Source organism: Lysobacter sp. Soil_C_15 (assembly GCF_057657315.1).
Window position 1 is genome coordinate 217 of the sequence record NZ_JBDGIR010000012.1, and the last position, 16,590, is coordinate 16,806.

Genomic DNA, 16,590 nt, shown 5'->3' on the forward strand with positions numbered 1-16,590 from the left:
CTTGCGGGCGGAAGCTTCGCATTTGAAGCCTTCGAACGACAGACGCGGCGAGACCGACACAGCGCGGTCGCGGCTTACGCCGCTCCTACAGGGCGCCAAAAGAAAGTTACCCGCCCGCTTGCGGGCGGAAGCTTCGCATTTGAAGCCTTCGAACGACAGACGCGGCGAGACCGACACAGCGCGGTCGCGGCTTAAGCCGCTCCTACAGGGCGCCAAAAGAAAGTCACCCGCCCGCTTGCGGGCGGAAGCTTCGCGTTTGAAGCCTTCGAACGACAGACGCGGCGAGACCGACACAGCGCGGTCGCGGCTTGCGCCGCTCCTGCAGGGCCTGGCGACATCGGCCGGCTGGAAGGACGCGCAAGCGCGGGCGCGACCGCCAATCGGCTGAACACGGCCTCCCTGCCATCGGTCACAGCGACTTCATACCGGCGCGCCCACACTGCCGACAGGCGCAGAGTCACCCCCTGCAGACCCTGCAGGTTCGCGTCGCCACCGGCCCGCGACGCGCGCCGCCGCCTCCCCCGTAGGCCGGACGCGAGGTGTTCCCATGCGCATGCCTCACCCCACCCCGACCGCCGAGCCGCTGCCGTTCGAACGCGACGCCGTCGCCCCGCCGGTGCCGCCGGCCTACCAACCCGCCCTGGCGATCCGGCCCGCCGCGATCGCCGAATTCGACGCCCTGGTCCACGAACTGCAACCCGATGCCGCCCGGGTCGACGCGGTGCGGCTGCAGCGCCTGGCCGGCTGGCTGGCCGCGTTGCCGGCCAGCGAAGCCCGCCGCGTCATCGACGACCGCATGCAGCGGCTGCAGGAGCTGCACGCGATGGTCGACGACCCGGCCTGGGACTGCGATCCGGCCCTGCGGGTACGCTTGGACAAGCTGTTCGCCTACATCGACCGCAACGACGACCTGATCCCCGATCCGACCCCGCTGCTGGGCCTGCTCGACGACGTGCTGCTGCTGGAACTGGCCTGGCCGACTTTCGCCGCCGAAGCCGACGACTTCCGCGACTTCTGCGCCTATCGCCGGCTTGAGCACCCGCACGGCGAACCGGCCGAACAGCGCGCGGCCTGGATCCGCGACCGCCAGGCGGAACTGGCCCTGTTGCAGCACAACGCCCGGGTCAACGACAGCCATTACGCCAACGGCCGGACCCCCGAGCCGGTGTTCCGGATCGCCTGACCCGGCCCGCGGCCGTCCGGCGCTTGCGGCGGCCGCCGTCACCCGCCTTCGGCGCCGCCGAAGGCACGGGCGTCCGACGCCGCGGGCGCCCGCGCTGCACCGGTCCTGCGCCACGCGAACGCGCGTCGTCGAGAACCTCGCCGAGAAAGTTTTCGCCGCGTGGTGAGATTCCACGCAGTGCGCCGTCGCGGCCGGTTTCCAGCCCTGTCAAGGCTTGTCCCCGGCCGCCGGGCTGATACCCTGCAATCCGGCACGCAACCGCTGCCGTCCCCCGGCTTGGCATCATCACGGCACGGCCGCAGAACCGGTACGCATGTCCGCTCCATTCGTTCATCTTCACTTGCACAGCGAGTACTCGCTCGCCGACTCGACGATCCGCATCGGCGATCTGGTCAAGCGTTGCGTCGCTCATGGCCAGCCCGCGGTCGCCCTGACCGATCTCGACAACCTGTTCGCCGCGGTCAAGTTCTACAAGACCTGCGAAGGCGCCGGGGTCAAGCCGATCCTCGGCGCCGACGTGCACCTGGCCGACGGCAACGAGGCCGCCTCGCGCCTGACCCTGCTGTGCCGCGACCGCGGCGGCTACCTGACCCTGTCGCGCCTGCTGACCCGGGCCTGGATGGAAGGCCACCGCACCGAGGGCGTGGTGCTGCGTCCGGAATGGCTGCGCGAGGACAACGACGGCCTGTTCGCGATGGCCGGCCGGCACAGCCTGGCCGGGCGCCTGGCCGCGACCAATCGCCACGAACTGGCCCACGCCTGGCTGGTCGACTGGCAGGGCGTGTTCGGCGATCGCCTGCACCTGGAACTCACCCGCACCCGCCGCGACGGCGAGGAAGCCTTCAACGCCTTCGCCCTGCACGCCGCCGGCAAGCGCGGCCTGCCGGTGGTGGCCAGCAACGACGCCCGCTTCCTCGACGCCGACGGTTTCGACGCGCACGAGGCGCGGGTGTGCATCGCCTCCGGCCGCGTGCTCGACGACCCCAAGCGGCCGCGCGACTACAGCGAGGAGCAATACCTCAAGTCCAGCGAGGAAATGGCCGAGCTGTTCGCCGACGTGCCCGACGCGATCGACAACGCGCTGGCCCTGGCGACGCGCTGCAACGTCGAACTCAAGCTCGGCGAATACGCCCTGCCGGCGTTCCCGGTGCCCAGCGACCACACCATCGAATCCTGGCTGCGCTCGCAGTCGCGCGAAGGCCTGGCCAAGCGCCTGGAGAAGAATCCGCTCGCCCCGGGCAAGACCCGCGAGGTCTACGACCAGCGCCTGGAAACCGAGCTGGACGTCATCATCAAGATGGGCTTCCCCGGCTACTTCCTGATCGTCGCCGACTTCATCAACTGGGCCAAGGACCACGAGATTCCGGTCGGCCCGGGCCGCGGTTCGGGCGCCGGCTCGCTGGTCGCCTGGGCGCTGGGCATCACCGACCTGGACCCGCTGCCCTACGACCTGCTGTTCGAGCGCTTCCTCAATCCCGAACGCGTGTCGATGCCCGACTTCGACATCGACTTCTGCATGGACCGGCGCGACGAGGTCATCGACTACGTCGCCCGCAAGTACGGCCGCGACCGCGTCTCGCAGATCATCACCTACGGCACCATGGCGGCGAAGGCGGTGGTGCGCGACGCCGGCCGCGTGCTCGGCCATCCCTACGGCTTCGTCGACGGCATCGCCAAGCTGATCCCGAACACTCTGGGGATCTCGCTCGACGACGCCCTGGGCGAGTCCGAGGCGGCGCGCAAGAACCCCGAGCTGGCCTCGGCCGACCTGATCCAGCGCTACCGCAACGAAGACGACGTGCGCGACCTGATGGACCTGGCGCGCAGCCTGGAGGACCTGACCCGCAACGCCGGCAAGCACGCCGGCGGCGTGGTGATCGCGCCCAGCCCGCTGTCGGACTTCTGCCCGCTGTTCGCCGAACACGACGGCGAGGGCCGCGGCAAGAGCCCGGTGACCCAGTTCGACAAGGACGACGTCGAAGCGGTCGGCCTGGTGAAGTTCGACTTCCTCGGCCTGCGCACGCTGACGATCATCGATTGGGCGGTGCGCGCGATCAACAAGCGCCGCGCCAAGGAAGGCAAGGAGCCGCTCGACGTCAACGCGCTGGAGCTGACCGACAAGGAGACCTACGAGCTGTTCGCCCGCGGCGACACGGTCGCGGTGTTCCAGTTCGAATCGCGCGGCATGCGCGAGCTGCTCAAGCGCGCCAAGCCCGACACCTTCGAAGACATCATCGCCCTCGCCGCGCTGTTCCGCCCCGGCCCGCTGGGTTCGGGGATGGACAAGGACTGGGTCGACCGCAAGCACGGCAACGCCGAGGTCACCTACCCGCACGATTCGCTGGAACCGGTGCTGTCGCCGACCTACGGCGTCATCGTCTACCAGGAACAGGTGATGCAGATCGCCCAGGTCCTGGCCGGCTACACCCTGGGCGGCGCGGACATGCTGCGCCGCGCGATGGGCAAGAAGAAGCCGGAGGAAATGGCCAAGGAGCGGGCCAAGTTCGAGGCCGGCTGCGCCGAGCGCAACATCCCGGCCAAGCAGGCCAGCCCGATCTTCGACTTGATGGAGAAGTTCGCCGAGTACGGCTTCAACAAGTCGCACTCGGCCGCCTACGCCCTGGTCGCCTACCAGACCGGCTGGCTCAAGCGCCATTACGGCGCCGAGTTCATGGCCGCGACCTGCTCGTCGGACATGGACAACACCGACAAGGTGGTGAACTTCCTCGACGAGGCGCGGGTGATGGGCATCACCGTGCTGCCGCCGCACGTCAACGAATCGGAGTACATGTTCGAGGCGATCGACGCCAACACCATCCGCTACGGCATCGGCGCGGTGAAGGGCGTCGGCCGCGGCGTCTGCGAGGCGATCGTCGAGGCGCGCCGCGCCGGGCCTTTCGTCGACCTGCTCGACTTCTGCAAGCGGGTCGACAGCGGCAAGCTCAACCGCCGCGCGCTGGAAGCGCTGACCCACGCCGGCGCGCTCGACGGCCTGGGCAAGAACCGGGCGAGCCTGATGCTGCAGCTGCCGGAAGTGCTCAAGGCCACCGACCAGTTGGCCAAGGAGCGCGCGGCCGGCCAGGTCTCGCTGTTCGGCGGCTTCGAGGCGGCGGCGCCGGCGCTGCACCTGGACCTGTCGGAAACCGAGGAGTGGCCGCTGGCGCAGATCCTGCACGGCGAGCGCGAGACCCTCGGCCATTACCTCAGCGGCCACCCCTTCGACCCCTACCGCGAGGAACTGCGCGGCCTGGTCGGCAACGACCTGGGCGAGTTGGAGAAGATCTGGGAAGGCCGTCCGGAAAGCGCGCGCGGCGGCTGGCGTCCGGAGCTGGAGGTGATCGTCGCCGGCCAGGTGGTCGGCCTGCGCAAGAAGGGCGACAGCCAGATGTTCGTGCAGATCGAGGACGGCCGCGGCCGCCTGGAGTGCGCGTTCTTCTCCGAGACCTACAGCGAGTTCGCCTCGATGCTCGCGCGCGACCGCCTGCTGGTGATCCAGGGCGGCCTGCGCGAGGACTCCTTCAGCGGCGGCTTCGCCCTGCGCGCGGCGCGCTGCTGGGACTACAACCAAGTCTGCGCGCGCTACGCCCAACGGCTGTCGCTGCGGGTCGACCTGCGCGTGCCCGGCGCCTGGCAACGGGTCGACGCCCTGCTGGACAAGCAGCGCCCCGGCAACACCCCGATCCGGCTCGATCTGCTGCGCCAGGGCGCGGCCGGCATGCTCGACCTGAACGGCCCGCAGTCGGTGCGCATCGACGCCGAGCTGGCCGGCATCCTGCGCGCCCAGCCCGGGGTCCGCGCGGTCAAGCTGAGCTTGAACAAGCCCTGGGCGCAGAGCTAGCAAACAGTGGGCCGTAAAGAGGAACGAGCGGATCGGACGCCGTCCCGGGCGTCTCGTTCCTCGCCACCGGTTTCCTTGGCCCGGAACCGTGGCGCGCCTCACGCCTGCGAAGTGCCACCGATGCCCCGTTCCTCTTGACGCGCTCCCCGCCGCGCCCCATGCCCCTCGGTACGGTCCGCCCCCCTAGGCTAGACTGTGCCTCGACCTAGGCCCACGGCCCCCGAATGAATCCGAACTACCTCGACTTCGAGCAGCCCATCGCCGACCTGGAAGCCAAAATCCAGGAACTGCGCCACGCCAGCAGCGGCCCGGCCGTCGACATCGATGCCGAAATCCACGCTCTGCAGGACAAGCTGCGCCTGCGCACGGCGCAGATCTTCCGCGACCTGTCCTCCTGGCAGATCTCCCAGCTCGCCCGCCACCCCGCCCGCCCCTACACCCTGGATTACCTGCGGGTGATGTGCGACGAGTTCCAGGAGCTGGCCGGCGACCGCGCCTTCGCCGACGACAAGGCCATCGTCGGCGGCCTGGCCCGCATCGCCGGCCGCAGCGTGGTGGTGATCGGCCACCAGAAGGGCCGCGACACCAAGAGCAAGATCAAGCGCAATTTCGGCATGCCGCGTCCGGAGGGCTACCGCAAGGCGCTGCGGCTGATGAAGCTGGCCGAGCGTTTCCGCCTGCCGCTGCTGACCTTCATCGACACCGCCGGCGCCTGGCCGGGCATCGACGCCGAGGAACGCGGCCAGTCCGAAGCGATCGCGCGCAATCTGATGGAGATGGCCGAGCTCAAGACGCCGGTGATCTGCACCGTGATCGGCGAAGGCGGCTCCGGCGGCGCGCTGGCGATCGGCGTCGGCGACCGCACCCTGATGCTCGAATACAGCACCTATTCGGTGATCACCCCGGAAGGTTGCGCCTCGATCCTGTGGAAGACCGCCGAGAAGGCCAAGGACGCGGCCGAGCAGCTCGGCCTGACCGCCAAGCGCCTGCACGACCTGGGCCTGGTCGACAAGATCGTGCGCGAGCCGATCGGCGGCGCGCACCGCAATCCCAAGCAGATGGCCACCCGCCTGAAGGCGGTGCTGCTCAACGAACTCGACGCGCTGGAAGGCGTGCCGACCGAGCAGCTGCTGCAGCGCCGTTACGAGCGCTTGCGCAGCTACGGCGCTTACGAAGCCGCGTAACGCGGCGACAACGCGGACATGGACGTCCGGACCGACCCGCCCCGCAACGACGCCCGGCGCTGGCCGCTGCGGGCGTTCGGCTATCTGGCCGCGCTGCCGGTGGCGCTGTTCTGCCTGGCGGTCGCGTTTTGCTATGGCATGTACTGGCAGGGCCTGGCCGATGTTCCGGCCGAGTTGCCGCAGGCGCGGCGCACGTATCCAACCGAGCTGCGCCGCTTGTACTGGCGAGCGCACGACGGCCAAGGCGAGATCCGGTTGCCGCGATCGAGTTCGCCGCGCCTGGCGAGCGAGCTGTTACGGATTGCGGCAAGCAGCCAAGCGCGACCGCCGAGACCGTCTGCGGCCTGGCAGGTCCTCAGCCAGTCCGCCCGCGTAATGCTGGCCGAACTCGAACCCGCGCCGGGCCCGAACTTGCGCCGGCACCAGACCGAACTCTCGCTGCTGATCCTGCTCAGCCGAGAGCGCAGCGGCGAGCAATTGATCGACTATCTGCTCGATCGCAGCGACTTCGGCCAGGACGCAGCGCACCGGTCCATCCGCGGCATCGACGCCGCCGCGTCGCACTACTACGGCCTGCCGGTCGAGCGACTGACGGCCGCCGAACAGGCCGCCCTGCTGGTGCTGCCGCGCGGTCCGTACTACTTCGACCCGGCGTGCAATCCCGAGCGGTTTCGGGTGCGCTATGCGTTCCTGCTCGGCCGCGTCGGCCTGGTTTCAGCGACGACGGCCGAACACGCTCCGCCGCCGCGCATGCGCGTCCATGCTTGCGCCCGCAACGCGCCGGACAACGGGGTCGCCCCGGGCGCCCGCGCGATCGGCACGCTCGCCGAAAGCCGCGCGCGATCGATGGCGCACGCTGATCGTGCGCCCGAAGCTCAGCCCCAGGCCCGCTGATACTGCTCCGGCACCTGCAGGCTCGCCCCCAGCTCGCGCGCGGCGCGCTGCGGGAAATACGGGTCGCGCAGCAGTTCGCGCGCCAGCAGCACCGCGTCGGCCTCGCCGTCGGCGACGATGCGCTCGGCCTGCGCGGCTTCGGTGATCAGCCCGACCGCGCCGGTGGCGATGCCGGCCTCGCGGCGGATGCGCGCGGCGAACGGGACCTGGTAGCCGGGCTCGACCGGAATGCGCGCGTTCGGCACCAGGCCGCCGCTGGACACGTCGATCAGGTCGACGCCCAAGTCCTTCACCTCGCGCGCCAGGGCCACGCTCTGCTCGATGTCCCAGCCGCCGTCGGCCCAGTCGGTGGCGGAGATGCGCAGCCACAGCGGCAGCCGTTCCGGCCAGACTTCGCGCACCGCGGCCAGCACTTCGCGCAGCAGGCGGGTGCGGTTGTCGTAGCCGCCGCCATAGCGGTCGTCGCGCCGGTTCGACAGCGGCGACAGGAACTGGTGCAGCAGGTAGCCGTGCGCGGCATGGATCTCGACCAACTGGAAACAGGCATCCAGCGCACGCTGCGCGGCGGCGGCGAAATCGTCGACCACGGTGCGGATCTCGATCGGCGACAGCGCGCGCGGTACCGGCGACTCGCTGCGGAACGGCAGCGCCGACGGCGCCACCGGCAGCCAGCCGCCGTCGGCCGGCGCGACCGGCTTGCCGCCCAGCCAGGGCGCTTCGACGCTGGCCTTGCGCCCGGCATGGCCGAGCTGCACGCCGACCGCGGTGCCGCGCGAACGCAGGAAGCAGTTGATCCGGTGCCAGGCCTCGGCCTGGGCGGTGTTCCACAGGCCGGTATCGGCCGGCGAAATGCGTCCTTCCGCCGATACCGCGCTGGCTTCGCTGAGGATCAGCCCGGCGCCGCCGACCGCGCGGCTGCCGAGATGGACCAGATGCCAGTTGTTCGGCAGCCCGTCGACGGCCGAGTACTGGCACATCGGCGAGACCACCAGGCGGTTGCGCAAGGTCAGCGACCGTTGCGCGAGCGGAGCGAAAAGCCGGGACACGGCGCGATTCCTAGAGGGGATTGTGGGTAAAAACGGTAGCGATCCCGGCGCGCCGGCGCAGCATCATCGATGGGTTGCTGCATCCCGCCGCCGTGGCACCATGAACCGATGCCCCTCTCCCGCGCCGATGCGATCGTTTCCGCCCTGCGCGAGCTGCCGCCGACGCCGCTGTGCGTGGCCTACAGCGGCGGCCTGGATTCCAGCGCGCTGCTGCACGCCCTGGCGGCCTCGGCGCAGGCGCGCGCGCAGGGCCTGCGCGCCTGGCACGTGCACCACGGCCTGCATCCGCAGGCCGACGCCTGGGCCGCGCATTGCGCCCGGATCTGCGCCGGACTCGGCCTGGAACTGACCGTTTCGCGGGTATCGGTTGAAGCCGGACGCGGCGACGGGCCGGAGGCCGCGGCGCGGCGCGCGCGTCATGCCGCCTTCGCCGCCGGCCTGGGCGCGGGCGAGACCCTGGTCCTGGCCCACCACCGCGACGATCAGGCCGAGACCCTGCTGCTGCGCCTGCTGCGCGGCTCCGGCCCGGACGGGCTGGCGGCGATGCGCGAGCACCGCGACTGCGGCCGCGGCACGCTGTGGCGGCCCTTGCTGGCGCTGTCGCGCGCGCAACTGCAGGCCTATGCCCAGGCCCAGGGGCTGGAGTGGATCGACGACCCCAGCAATGCCGACCCGGCCTTCGACCGCAACTTCCTTCGCCTGCGCGTGCTGCCGCTGCTGCGCGAACGCTGGCCGCAGGCCGATGCCGCGTTCGCCCTGTCGGCGCGGCTGCAGGACGAGGCGGCGCAACTGCTCGAGCGCGACGACGCGCTGGCGCTGGCCGCGGCGCGCAGCCTGGACCCGCAGGCGCTGTCGCGCAGCGCGTTGCGCGGGTTGGCGCCGGCGCGGCGCGCACGGGTGCTGCGGCGCTGGATCGCCGGACTCGGCCTGCCGCCGCTGCCGGCCGCGGGCGTGGCCCGGATCGAGGACGAACTGCTCGACGCGCGCGCCGATGCCGAGGCCGAATTCGCCTGGCACGGCGCGGTGGTGCGGGCCTGGCGCGACCTGCTGCATGCGCAGCCGCAACGCCCGGCCCTGCCGGCCGACTGGAGCGCCGATTGGGACGGCCGCGCCGCCCTGGCCCTGCCCGACGGCGGGCAATGGCGCCTGCTCGGCACCGAGGCCTTCCCGGCGCCGCTGCGCGCGCATGCGCGGCGCGGCGGCGAGCGCATCGTCCTGCCCGGCCGCAGCCACGGCCACGCGCTCAAGCAGGCGCTGCAGGACCTCGGCGTGCCGCCGTGGGAGCGGCGCCGGCTGCCGCTGCTCAGCGACGCCGGCGGCGAGTTGCTCGCGGCCGGCGATCTGCTGTATTCGGCGCGCCTGGACGCCTGGTTGCGCGAACGTGGCGCGCGCCTGATCTGGCGGCACTGACGCGGCGCGCGCCTGCGCCGCATTGACCCGGCCCGGGAGCGGCCGCACACTTCTCCCATGCCTCGCAAACCCGCCAACGAAGCCTCGCCGGTGGCCGATTTCGAACAGTCGCTCGACGCGCTCGAGCAACTGGTCGAGAAGATGGAACACGGCGAAATGAGCCTGGAAGAATCGCTCGCCGCCTACGAGCGCGGCGTCGGTCTGTACCGGCGTTGCCAGACCGCGCTGGAACAGGCGGAACTGCGCGTGCGCCTGCTCAGCGACCCGCAGGATCCGGCCGGCGCCGAACCGTTCGGCAACGCCGGCCCGCCGGGCAGCGATATCGATGCCTGATGCCCGCCTGGGCGAGGACCGCCTGAGCGCTTGGCGCGGGCGGGCCGACGCCGCCTTGTCCCGCGCCCTGCCGGCGCCCGACGCCGAGCCGCGGCGCCTGCACCAGGCGATGCGCCACGCCGTGCTGCTTGGCGGCAAGCGCATGCGTCCTTTACTGGTTTACGCCTCCGGCACGCTGTTCGACGCCGCGCCGGAGACCCTGGATGCGCCGGCCTGCGCGGTCGAGCTGATCCACGCCTATTCTCTGGTCCACGACGACCTGCCGGCGATGGACGACGACGCCCTGCGCCGCGGCCAGCCGACCGTGCACGTGGCTTTCGACGAGGCCACCGCGATCCTCGCCGGCGACGCATTGCAGTCGCTGGCCTTCGCCGTGCTCGCCGATGCGCCGGCCGGGGCCGAAGTGCGGGTGGCGCTGATGCGCACCCTGGCCGAGGCCGCCGGGGTCGCCGGAATGTGCGGCGGCCAGGCGTTGGACATCGACGCCACCGGCCGCGGCGAACGCCTGAGCCTGGCCGCGCTGGAGCGCCTGCACGCGCTCAAGACCGGCGCGCTGATCCGCGCCGCGGTGCGGATGGGCGCGCTGTGCGGCGGCGCCGACGCCGACGCCCTGGCGGCGCTGGACCGTTACGCGCATGCGCTCGGCCTGGCGTTCCAGGTCCGCGACGACATCCTCGACGTCGAAGGCGACAGCCAGACCCTGGGCAAGACCGCCGGCAAGGACGCGGCGCAGGACAAGTCCACCTTCCCGGCCCTGATCGGCCTGGACGCTTCGCGCGCGCGCCTGGCCGAGCTGGCGGCGGTCATGGAGCAGGCCCTGGCGCCGTTCGGCGCGCCTGCGCAGGCCTTGCGCGCGCTCGGCCGCCTGGCGATCGAACGCGACCGCTGAGCCGCGCGGCGCCGCGCTCGCGGCGATCGCTTCCGACCCGCCTCGACTTGATCGGCATGGGCCGCCCGCGTCATCGGGCGGCGTGCGCCTGCGCGGACGCACCGGCGCAAAGCGGTTGCGCAAAAAAACGAAGGCGGACCGTAGTCCGCCTTCGTCGTGCCCCGCAACGATGCCGCGCGCGATCAGTTGACCAGGCGCAGCGTCATCGGATAGCGGTAGGCCTCGCCCTTGTTGGCGGACAGCGCGGCGAGGATGGTCAGGACCAGCCAGGCCAGGCCGACGACCAGCATCAGCAGGAAGCCGATCAGGACGATGGTCAGGATCGCGCTGACGATGAAGGCGATCAGCACGGTGATGTTGAAGTTCAGCGCTTCCTTGCCCTGTTCGGCAGCGAAAGGCATGGTGTCCTTCTTGATCAGCCAGACCACCAGCGGACCGAGGACAGAGCCGAAGGGAACGATCAAACCGACCAACGTGCTCAGATGAGCCAGCATGCCCCAAGTCTTCTCGTCCTGACTGATTTCGTTCATTACGCTTCCCCTACGTGTTTGATGGTCGTGTTTGATGGTCGTGCTTGGCGGCCGTGCTTTTGATGGCCGGGCCTTTTGATGACGCGTTGACGGTAGACGACAAGGCCCACGGCGGACATCGTCGCCCTCGCCGGCATCATAAACCTTTCCGCGTCACAGAATAAGCACGCGACCGCTTGCGGCCGCGGCCGCGCCGTGCAACGTAGCGCGGCCTGCGATCCGGCCATCGGGCCCGCAACGGGCCGCGCGCACGGGCGCGTCGCGGCTCAGGCCGCGCGCCAGCCCGACAGCGGCGCGATCGCGCGGCTGTCGGGAAACAGGCCGGTTTCCAGCACCCGTTCGGGCACTCCCAGGTGCTCGCCGGCCAGCGCCTTGAACAGCGCGCGCAGGTCGGTGGTGGCGCGCAGGTCGCGGCCTTCGTTGAGCTGGTTCGGGCCCAGGCCGGGCCAGTCGCCGGCGATGCGTCCGCCGCGCACCGCACCGCCGCACAGCAAGGCCATCGCGCCGGTGCCGTGATCGGTGCCGCCGGTGCCGTTGACCTGGGCGGTGCGGCCGAACTCGGTCACCACCGCGATCACGCTGCGCGACCAGGTCGCGCCAAAACCCTCGCGCGCGGCGGCCAGGCCGCGATCGAGCTCGGCCAGCTTGCGCGTCAGCTGCTGCGCCTGGTTGCGATGACTGTCCCAGCCGCTGTCCTCGACGAAGCCGATCCGCGGCCCGCCGTCGGCGCCCATGCGCTCGCCGGCGACGCGCATGGCCTCGGCCAGGGCGAACGCGCCCGTCCCGTTTCGCGTCTGCGCGGCGACCTGGGCCGAGCGCTCGAAGGTCTCGCCCAGGCGCGGATCGGCGGCGTACAGCGGGCCCAGCGTCTGCAGCAGTTGCGGATCGACCGCCTTCGGCAACGGCGGCCACCAGTTGCTCGCGCGCGCGCTGCCGCGCAACGCCAGCGGCATCACCGCGGCGACCGCGAGCCCGGACTGGCCGGCCGGCAACGCGCTAACGCAGCGGCCCAGCCAACCGTCGCGCGCGCCGCCCGGGCGCGCGGTGCCGTTCTCCAGGCAGTCCTGGGCGTCGAAATGCGAACGTTCGCGATACGGCGGCGCGGTCGCGACCACCGGCAAGGCCTGCCCGGCGCGGTACAGGGCCGCGGTCTCGGTCATCGCCGGGTGCAGGCCGAACAGGCCGTCGATGCGGATCGGTTCCTCCACCGCGGCGGCGGCGCGCAGGCGCGCATAGACCGGATCGGCGTACGGCGGCAGCCAGTGCAGGCCGTCCAGGCCTCCGCGCAACAGCACCACCAGCAGGCGCGTGTCGGCGGCCGAACCGGCGCGCGCGGCGGCGCCGGCCGCGGCCGGGAACAGGGTCAGCAGCGCGCTCGCGCCGAACGCGGCGAGCAAGCCTCGACGTTGCGGATCCATCTCATACCCTCCACTGGAACGCGGGACTGGCGAACAGCAAAGCATGGCCTTCGCTGGCCGAGCCGGCGCGGCGCAGGCCGATCGCGAAATCGCCCTGCACCGCGCGCTCGCCCAGCACCGCCAGCGCGCGCGGATACGGCGCGGCGCCGCGGCTGTCGATGCGCGCGGCCAGCATCTGCGCGGCCTGGATGCGCTTCCACAAGCCGTCCGGACTGCTCCAGTCGGCCGCGGTGTCGGCGAAGCCGGCCGGCGAGCGCGGAGTGAACACCGGCTGGCCCAGGCGCGCAAGCAGGCCGGTCAGGGCGCGCGAATCGACCGCCAGTTCGCCGGCGCGCAGCGCGGAAATCACGAAGTCGTTCGGCGTCTTGAACTTGCGCGCGTCGGCGCTCCAGGCCGCATCGCTCTCGACCATCGCCCGGTACATCGCGCGCAGGTCGCCGTCCGCGCCCAGGTAGGCCTGGGCCATGCGTTCGACCAGCGGCTTGGGCGGTTGGTCGGCGACGAAATGGCGCGCCAGCTTGAAACTCAGATGGCGCGCGGTGGAGGGATGGCGGGCCAGGTCGGCCAACACCGCGCGGCCCTGCTCGACCCCGCCTTCGGCGTAGTCGCGGCCGAGCACCCGCCGCGCGCCGGGCTCGTGGGTGCGGGCGCGGAACACGAAACCGCTGTCGGGCACGCGATCGCCGTAGTCCTGGGCCTCGTTGGAATTGAGCGCGCTCCAGCCGGTGATCGCGCGCGCCAGCTCGACCACATCGTCCTGGCGGTAGCCGCCGTCGACGCCGAGCGTGTGCAGTTCGAGGATTTCGCGGGCCAGGTTCTCGTTGAGCCCGCGCCGCTCGCGGCGCAGTTGCTCGGCGCGCTGCGCGGCGACCGAGCCGTTGCCGATCGAGATCGCATTGTCCAGGTAGCGCAGCATCGCCGGATGGGTTTCCACCGCCAGCAGCATGTCCTGGAAGCGGCCGAGCACGTGCGGCCGGATCGCCTCGCGCTCCATCGACGCGGCGTACAGACGGGTGTCGCCCTTGTCGGCGGAGACCGCGAAATGGTTCGACCAGAATTGCACCAGCCGTTCGACGAACGGCGCATCGGTATGCGCGGCGTGGGAAAAGCGCGCCGCGTATTCGCTTTGCTGCTGTTCGCGCAATTCGCGGCGCATGTCCGCCGAGCGCCGGTCGGCGCGGCCGCCGCCGCCGTTCTCGTCGCCGGCCCCGGCCTTCGTCGCCGGCGCCGCGGCCATCGCCGGAGCGTCCGCCGCCGCGCCTGCGGTGGATTTGCGCTGCGCCCGCGCCGCGCGCGAGGCGGCCAGTTGCGCGTGCTCGCGCAGCATCGTCGCCGCGCTGCTGGGCAGGCCCTGGAACTCGGCCTGCGCCGGCGGACGCGCCAGTTGGGCGAGCAGGATCTCGCGCCCGTCGCCGCTGCGTTCGAGTTCGCCCGGCCTGGCGCCGAGCCCGAAACGATTCGCGGCCGTCGCCTTGCTTGCGCTCATGCGGCCTCCCGGAAGTGGACTTCCAGGATGAACGTCCCAGCTGAGCCTACGTTGACCGGATCGGGCCGGGGCCCGATCGGCAGTGCGATACCGCTTAGCGGTTCTCAGTCTGCGGCGGTCTCGCCGGCGACGGTCATGCGCCCGACCAGGATCGAACCGGTGCGCACGTGCGAACGGTAGTCCACGTCGCTGCCGACCGCTTCGATCGCCGCGAACATGTTGCGCAGATTGCCGGCGATGGTGATGCCGTCGACCGGATACTGGATTTCGCCGTTCTCGACCCAGAAGCCGGCGGCGCCGCGCGAGTAATCGCCGGTGACCGCGTTGACGCCCTGCCCCATCAGCTCGGTGACCAGCAGGCCGCGGCCCATGTCGCGCAGCATCGACTCGAAATCGCCGGCGTTGGCGGCGACCTGCAGGTTGTGCACGCCGCCGGCGTTGGCGGTGGTCTGCAGGCCGAGCTTGCGCGCCGAGTAGCTGCCGAGCACGTAGCGCTGCAGCACGCCGCCGCGGACCAGCGAGGACTCGCGCGTGGCCACGCCTTCGGCGTCGAACGAAGTGGAGCGGAAGCCTCGCGGCAGGAACGGCTGCTCGTCGAGCTGGAACCAGGACGGGAACAAGGCGCTGCCGACGCTGTCGACCAGGAAGCTGGCGCGCCGGTACAGGGCGCCGCCGCTGACCGCGCCGAGCAGGTGGCCGATCAGCGAACGCGCGCTCTCGGCCGCGTACAGCACCGGGTACTCGCCGGTCGGGATCTGCCGCGGCGCGAGCCGGGCGACGGTGCGCTCGCCGGCGCGGCGGCCGACGCTGACCGCCGATTCCAGGTCGTCGGCGGCCAGCGCCGAGCTGTACCAGCCGTCGCGCTGCATGCCGTCGCCGCGGCCGGCGATCAGGGCGCAGCCCAGGCTGTGCTGGGTGCTGCGCTCGCGGCCGAGGAAGCCGTGCGAGTTGGCGTAGACGCCGAGGCTGGCGCCGGTGCCGATCGAGGCGCCGTCGGAGTTCTCGATCCGGGCGTCGGCGGCGCGCCCGGCCGCTTCGCAGGCCAGGGCCAGCTCGACCGCGCGGTCGGCGTCGATCAGCCAGGGATGCCAGGTGTCGAATTCGCGCAGGTCGCCGGCCATCAGGCCGGCGTCGGCCAGGCCGGCGGCGCTGTCGTCCTCGGTGTAGCGGGCGATCGCGCAGGCCTGCTCGACCGTCGACTCCAGGCTTTCCGGGCGCAGGTCGGCGGTGCTGGCGCTGCCCTTGCGCTGGCCGAAGTAGACGGTCACGGCGATGCCGCGGTCGCGGGTCGCCTCGACCGTCTCGACCTCGCCCATGCGGACGTTCACGTTGAGGCCGGTCTCTTCCGAGCAGGAGACCTCGGCCTGGCTGGCGCCGCGCACCCGCGCCGCCGCCAGCAGGCGCTGCGACAGGTCGGCAAGCGCGTCCAGGCGCGCCTCGGGGTCGGCGAAGGTGTGGGCCAGAGCGGCCGGACTCAGGGCGACTGCGTTCAATGTCTTATCCTTACGCTGTGCGGCGCCGCGGGCGCCGCCGATTCTTGTTCAGTTTGCAGGTTAGAGAGAGGTTTTGCGATGCGCGGCAGAGACGAGGACACCGGCGAATTCTTCAGCCCCAGCCGCAGCCAGAACCGGCGCGAAGCGCTGGAGGTGCTGGCCCTGGGCGAAAAACTGGTGGCGCTGACCGAGGCCCAGCTGGCCAAGCTGCCGGTGCCCGAATCGCTGCTGCCGCACATCCGCGAATGCAAGCGCATCACCGCCCACATCGCCCACAAGCGCCAGCTGGCGTACCTGGCCAAGCAGATGCGGCGCGAGGACGACGAGGCGCTGGAAGCCTTGCGCGACGCCCTGGACGAGAACGGCGAAGCGGCGCGGCGCGAAGTCGCGGCCATGCACCGGGTCGAGAACTGGCGCGAGCGCCTGCTCGACGGCGGCGACGCGGCCCTGGCCGAACTGCTGGACGAATACCCGCAGGCCGACCGCCAGCGCCTGCGCCAGCTGGTCCGCAACACCCTGGAAGAACGCAAGCGCAACAAGCCGCCGCACGCCTTCCGCGAGCTGTACCGCGAACTGCGCGATGCGATCCTCGGCGCGCGCGATTCCGACGACGCCCCGTCCGAACACGACTGAACCGCGCCGCGGGCGAGCGCCATGGCCATCGACGAACGATTGCTCCACATCGAAACCTGGCGCACCCGCTTCATCGCCGAAGGCATCGAAGCCATCGATGCCTTCGTGCTGGAATATCCGGCGGCGGACAAGCAACGGCTCAAACGGCTGGCGCAGCAGGCGCAGGCGATAAAACACCGCCACCGCACGCTGCGCCATCTGCGCGCGCTCGACCTGACGCGCTGAACCGCCAAGCCCGCTCCGCCGCGGCGGC

General features: G+C 71.4%; 15 protein-coding genes. 9 read left to right on the forward strand and 6 right to left on the reverse strand.

The window, feature by feature from the left end; translation table 11 throughout:
• Positions 1-294: hypothetical protein (locus tag AC3A57_RS20880; protein WP_487580658.1), on the reverse strand; the 294-nt coding region annotated here is incomplete at its 3' end.
• Positions 295-547: 253 nt separating this feature from the next.
• Here AC3A57_RS20880 and AC3A57_RS20885 point away from each other — a divergent pair.
• The 4 genes from AC3A57_RS20885 (at position 548) to AC3A57_RS20900 (ending at position 7,099) form a co-directional block, all read left to right on the forward strand.
• Entirely contained in the window at positions 548-1,183 is a 636-nt protein-coding gene (locus tag AC3A57_RS20885; RefSeq protein ID WP_487580659.1) for a hypothetical protein, read from the forward strand.
• Positions 1,184-1,496: 313 nt separating this feature from the next.
• Positions 1,497-5,021 carry a DNA polymerase III subunit alpha gene (gene dnaE, locus AC3A57_RS20890; RefSeq protein ID WP_487580660.1) on the forward strand — a complete coding sequence of 1,175 codons (3,525 nt, stop codon included), beginning with the start codon at positions 1,497-1,499 and terminating at the stop codon, positions 5,019-5,021.
• Positions 5,022-5,245: 224 nt separating this feature from the next.
• Complete coding sequence (locus AC3A57_RS20895) at positions 5,246-6,205, forward strand: acetyl-CoA carboxylase carboxyltransferase subunit alpha (RefSeq protein WP_221673259.1); 960 nt, start codon at positions 5,246-5,248, stop codon at positions 6,203-6,205.
• Positions 6,206-6,223: 18 nt separating this feature from the next.
• A complete protein-coding gene (locus AC3A57_RS20900) occupies positions 6,224-7,099 on the forward strand; it encodes a transglycosylase domain-containing protein (protein WP_487580661.1) in 876 nt (291 codons plus the stop codon).
• On the opposite strand, the gene AC3A57_RS20905 is transcribed toward AC3A57_RS20900, so the two are convergent.
• Positions 7,081-8,145 (reverse strand): NADH:flavin oxidoreductase/NADH oxidase, encoded by a 1,065-nt coding sequence (locus AC3A57_RS20905; protein ID WP_487580662.1) that lies wholly within the window; start codon positions 8,143-8,145, stop codon positions 7,081-7,083. The genes AC3A57_RS20900 and AC3A57_RS20905 overlap by 19 nt on opposite strands.
• Positions 8,146-8,253: 108 nt before the next feature.
• On the opposite strand from AC3A57_RS20905, the gene tilS reads away from it, so the two are divergent.
• Genes tilS through ispA form a run of 3 tightly spaced genes read left to right on the forward strand, consistent with a single transcriptional unit; the run spans position 8,254 to position 10,777 of the window.
• Positions 8,254-9,555: a tRNA lysidine(34) synthetase TilS gene (gene tilS, locus AC3A57_RS20910; protein WP_487580663.1), complete on the forward strand. Its 1,302-nt coding sequence runs from the start codon at positions 8,254-8,256 to the stop codon at positions 9,553-9,555.
• Between the two features lie 57 nt (positions 9,556-9,612).
• Entirely contained in the window at positions 9,613-9,888 is a 276-nt protein-coding gene (locus AC3A57_RS20915; RefSeq protein ID WP_064748778.1) for an exodeoxyribonuclease VII small subunit, read from the forward strand.
• On the forward strand, positions 9,881-10,777 hold the full coding sequence (gene ispA / locus AC3A57_RS20920; RefSeq protein WP_487580664.1) for a (2E,6E)-farnesyl diphosphate synthase: 897 nt from the start codon (positions 9,881-9,883) through the stop codon (positions 10,775-10,777). Before AC3A57_RS20915 ends, ispA begins: the two co-directional genes overlap by 8 nt.
• Before the next feature lie 182 nt (positions 10,778-10,959).
• On the opposite strand, the gene AC3A57_RS20925 is transcribed toward ispA, so the two are convergent.
• From AC3A57_RS20925 to pmbA, 4 genes are all read right to left on the reverse strand, one after another.
• On the reverse strand, positions 10,960-11,307 hold the full coding sequence (locus AC3A57_RS20925; RefSeq protein WP_255595397.1) for a DUF4870 domain-containing protein: 348 nt from the start codon (positions 11,305-11,307) through the stop codon (positions 10,960-10,962).
• A 266-nt stretch (positions 11,308-11,573) separates the two neighbouring features.
• Entirely contained in the window at positions 11,574-12,725 is a 1,152-nt protein-coding gene (locus AC3A57_RS20930) for a DUF1501 domain-containing protein (RefSeq protein WP_487580665.1), read from the reverse strand.
• A gap of 1 nt (position 12,726) precedes the next feature.
• A complete protein-coding gene (locus tag AC3A57_RS20935) occupies positions 12,727-14,211 on the reverse strand; it encodes a DUF1800 domain-containing protein (RefSeq protein ID WP_487580666.1) in 1,485 nt (494 codons plus the stop codon).
• 104 nt (positions 14,212-14,315) lie between these two features.
• On the reverse strand, positions 14,316-15,689 hold the full coding sequence (pmbA, locus tag AC3A57_RS20940) for a metalloprotease PmbA (protein WP_487580741.1): 1,374 nt from the start codon (positions 15,687-15,689) through the stop codon (positions 14,316-14,318).
• A gap of 93 nt (positions 15,690-15,782) precedes the next feature.
• Between pmbA and yjgA the strand changes: the two genes are divergently transcribed.
• Entirely contained in the window at positions 15,783-16,337 is a 555-nt protein-coding gene (yjgA, locus tag AC3A57_RS20945) for a ribosome biogenesis factor YjgA (RefSeq protein ID WP_487580667.1), read from the forward strand.
• A 21-nt stretch (positions 16,338-16,358) separates the two neighbouring features.
• Positions 16,359-16,562: a dual-action ribosomal maturation protein DarP gene (locus AC3A57_RS20950; RefSeq protein WP_487580668.1), complete on the forward strand. Its 204-nt coding sequence runs from the start codon at positions 16,359-16,361 to the stop codon at positions 16,560-16,562.
• Positions 16,563-16,590 lie beyond the last annotated feature (28 nt).

Coding starts and splice junctions, on each gene's coding strand:
- AC3A57_RS20885 (WP_487580659.1), top strand. CDS start 548: ATGCGCATGCCTCACCCCACCCCGACCGCCGAGCCGCTGCCGTTCGAA.
- dnaE (WP_487580660.1), top strand. CDS start 1,497: ATGTCCGCTCCATTCGTTCATCTTCACTTGCACAGCGAGTACTCGCTC.
- AC3A57_RS20895 (WP_221673259.1), top strand. CDS start 5,246: ATGAATCCGAACTACCTCGACTTCGAGCAGCCCATCGCCGACCTGGAA.
- AC3A57_RS20900 (WP_487580661.1), top strand. CDS start 6,224: ATGGACGTCCGGACCGACCCGCCCCGCAACGACGCCCGGCGCTGGCCG.
- tilS (WP_487580663.1), top strand. CDS start 8,254: ATGCCCCTCTCCCGCGCCGATGCGATCGTTTCCGCCCTGCGCGAGCTG.
- AC3A57_RS20915 (WP_064748778.1), top strand. CDS start 9,613: ATGCCTCGCAAACCCGCCAACGAAGCCTCGCCGGTGGCCGATTTCGAA.
- ispA (WP_487580664.1), top strand. CDS start 9,881: ATGCCTGATGCCCGCCTGGGCGAGGACCGCCTGAGCGCTTGGCGCGGG.
- AC3A57_RS20925 (WP_255595397.1), bottom strand. CDS start 11,307: ATGAACGAAATCAGTCAGGACGAGAAGACTTGGGGCATGCTGGCTCAT.
- AC3A57_RS20930 (WP_487580665.1), bottom strand. CDS start 12,725: ATGGATCCGCAACGTCGAGGCTTGCTCGCCGCGTTCGGCGCGAGCGCG.
- AC3A57_RS20935 (WP_487580666.1), bottom strand. CDS start 14,211: ATGAGCGCAAGCAAGGCGACGGCCGCGAATCGTTTCGGGCTCGGCGCC.
- yjgA (WP_487580667.1), top strand. CDS start 15,783: ATGCGCGGCAGAGACGAGGACACCGGCGAATTCTTCAGCCCCAGCCGC.
- AC3A57_RS20950 (WP_487580668.1), top strand. CDS start 16,359: ATGGCCATCGACGAACGATTGCTCCACATCGAAACCTGGCGCACCCGC.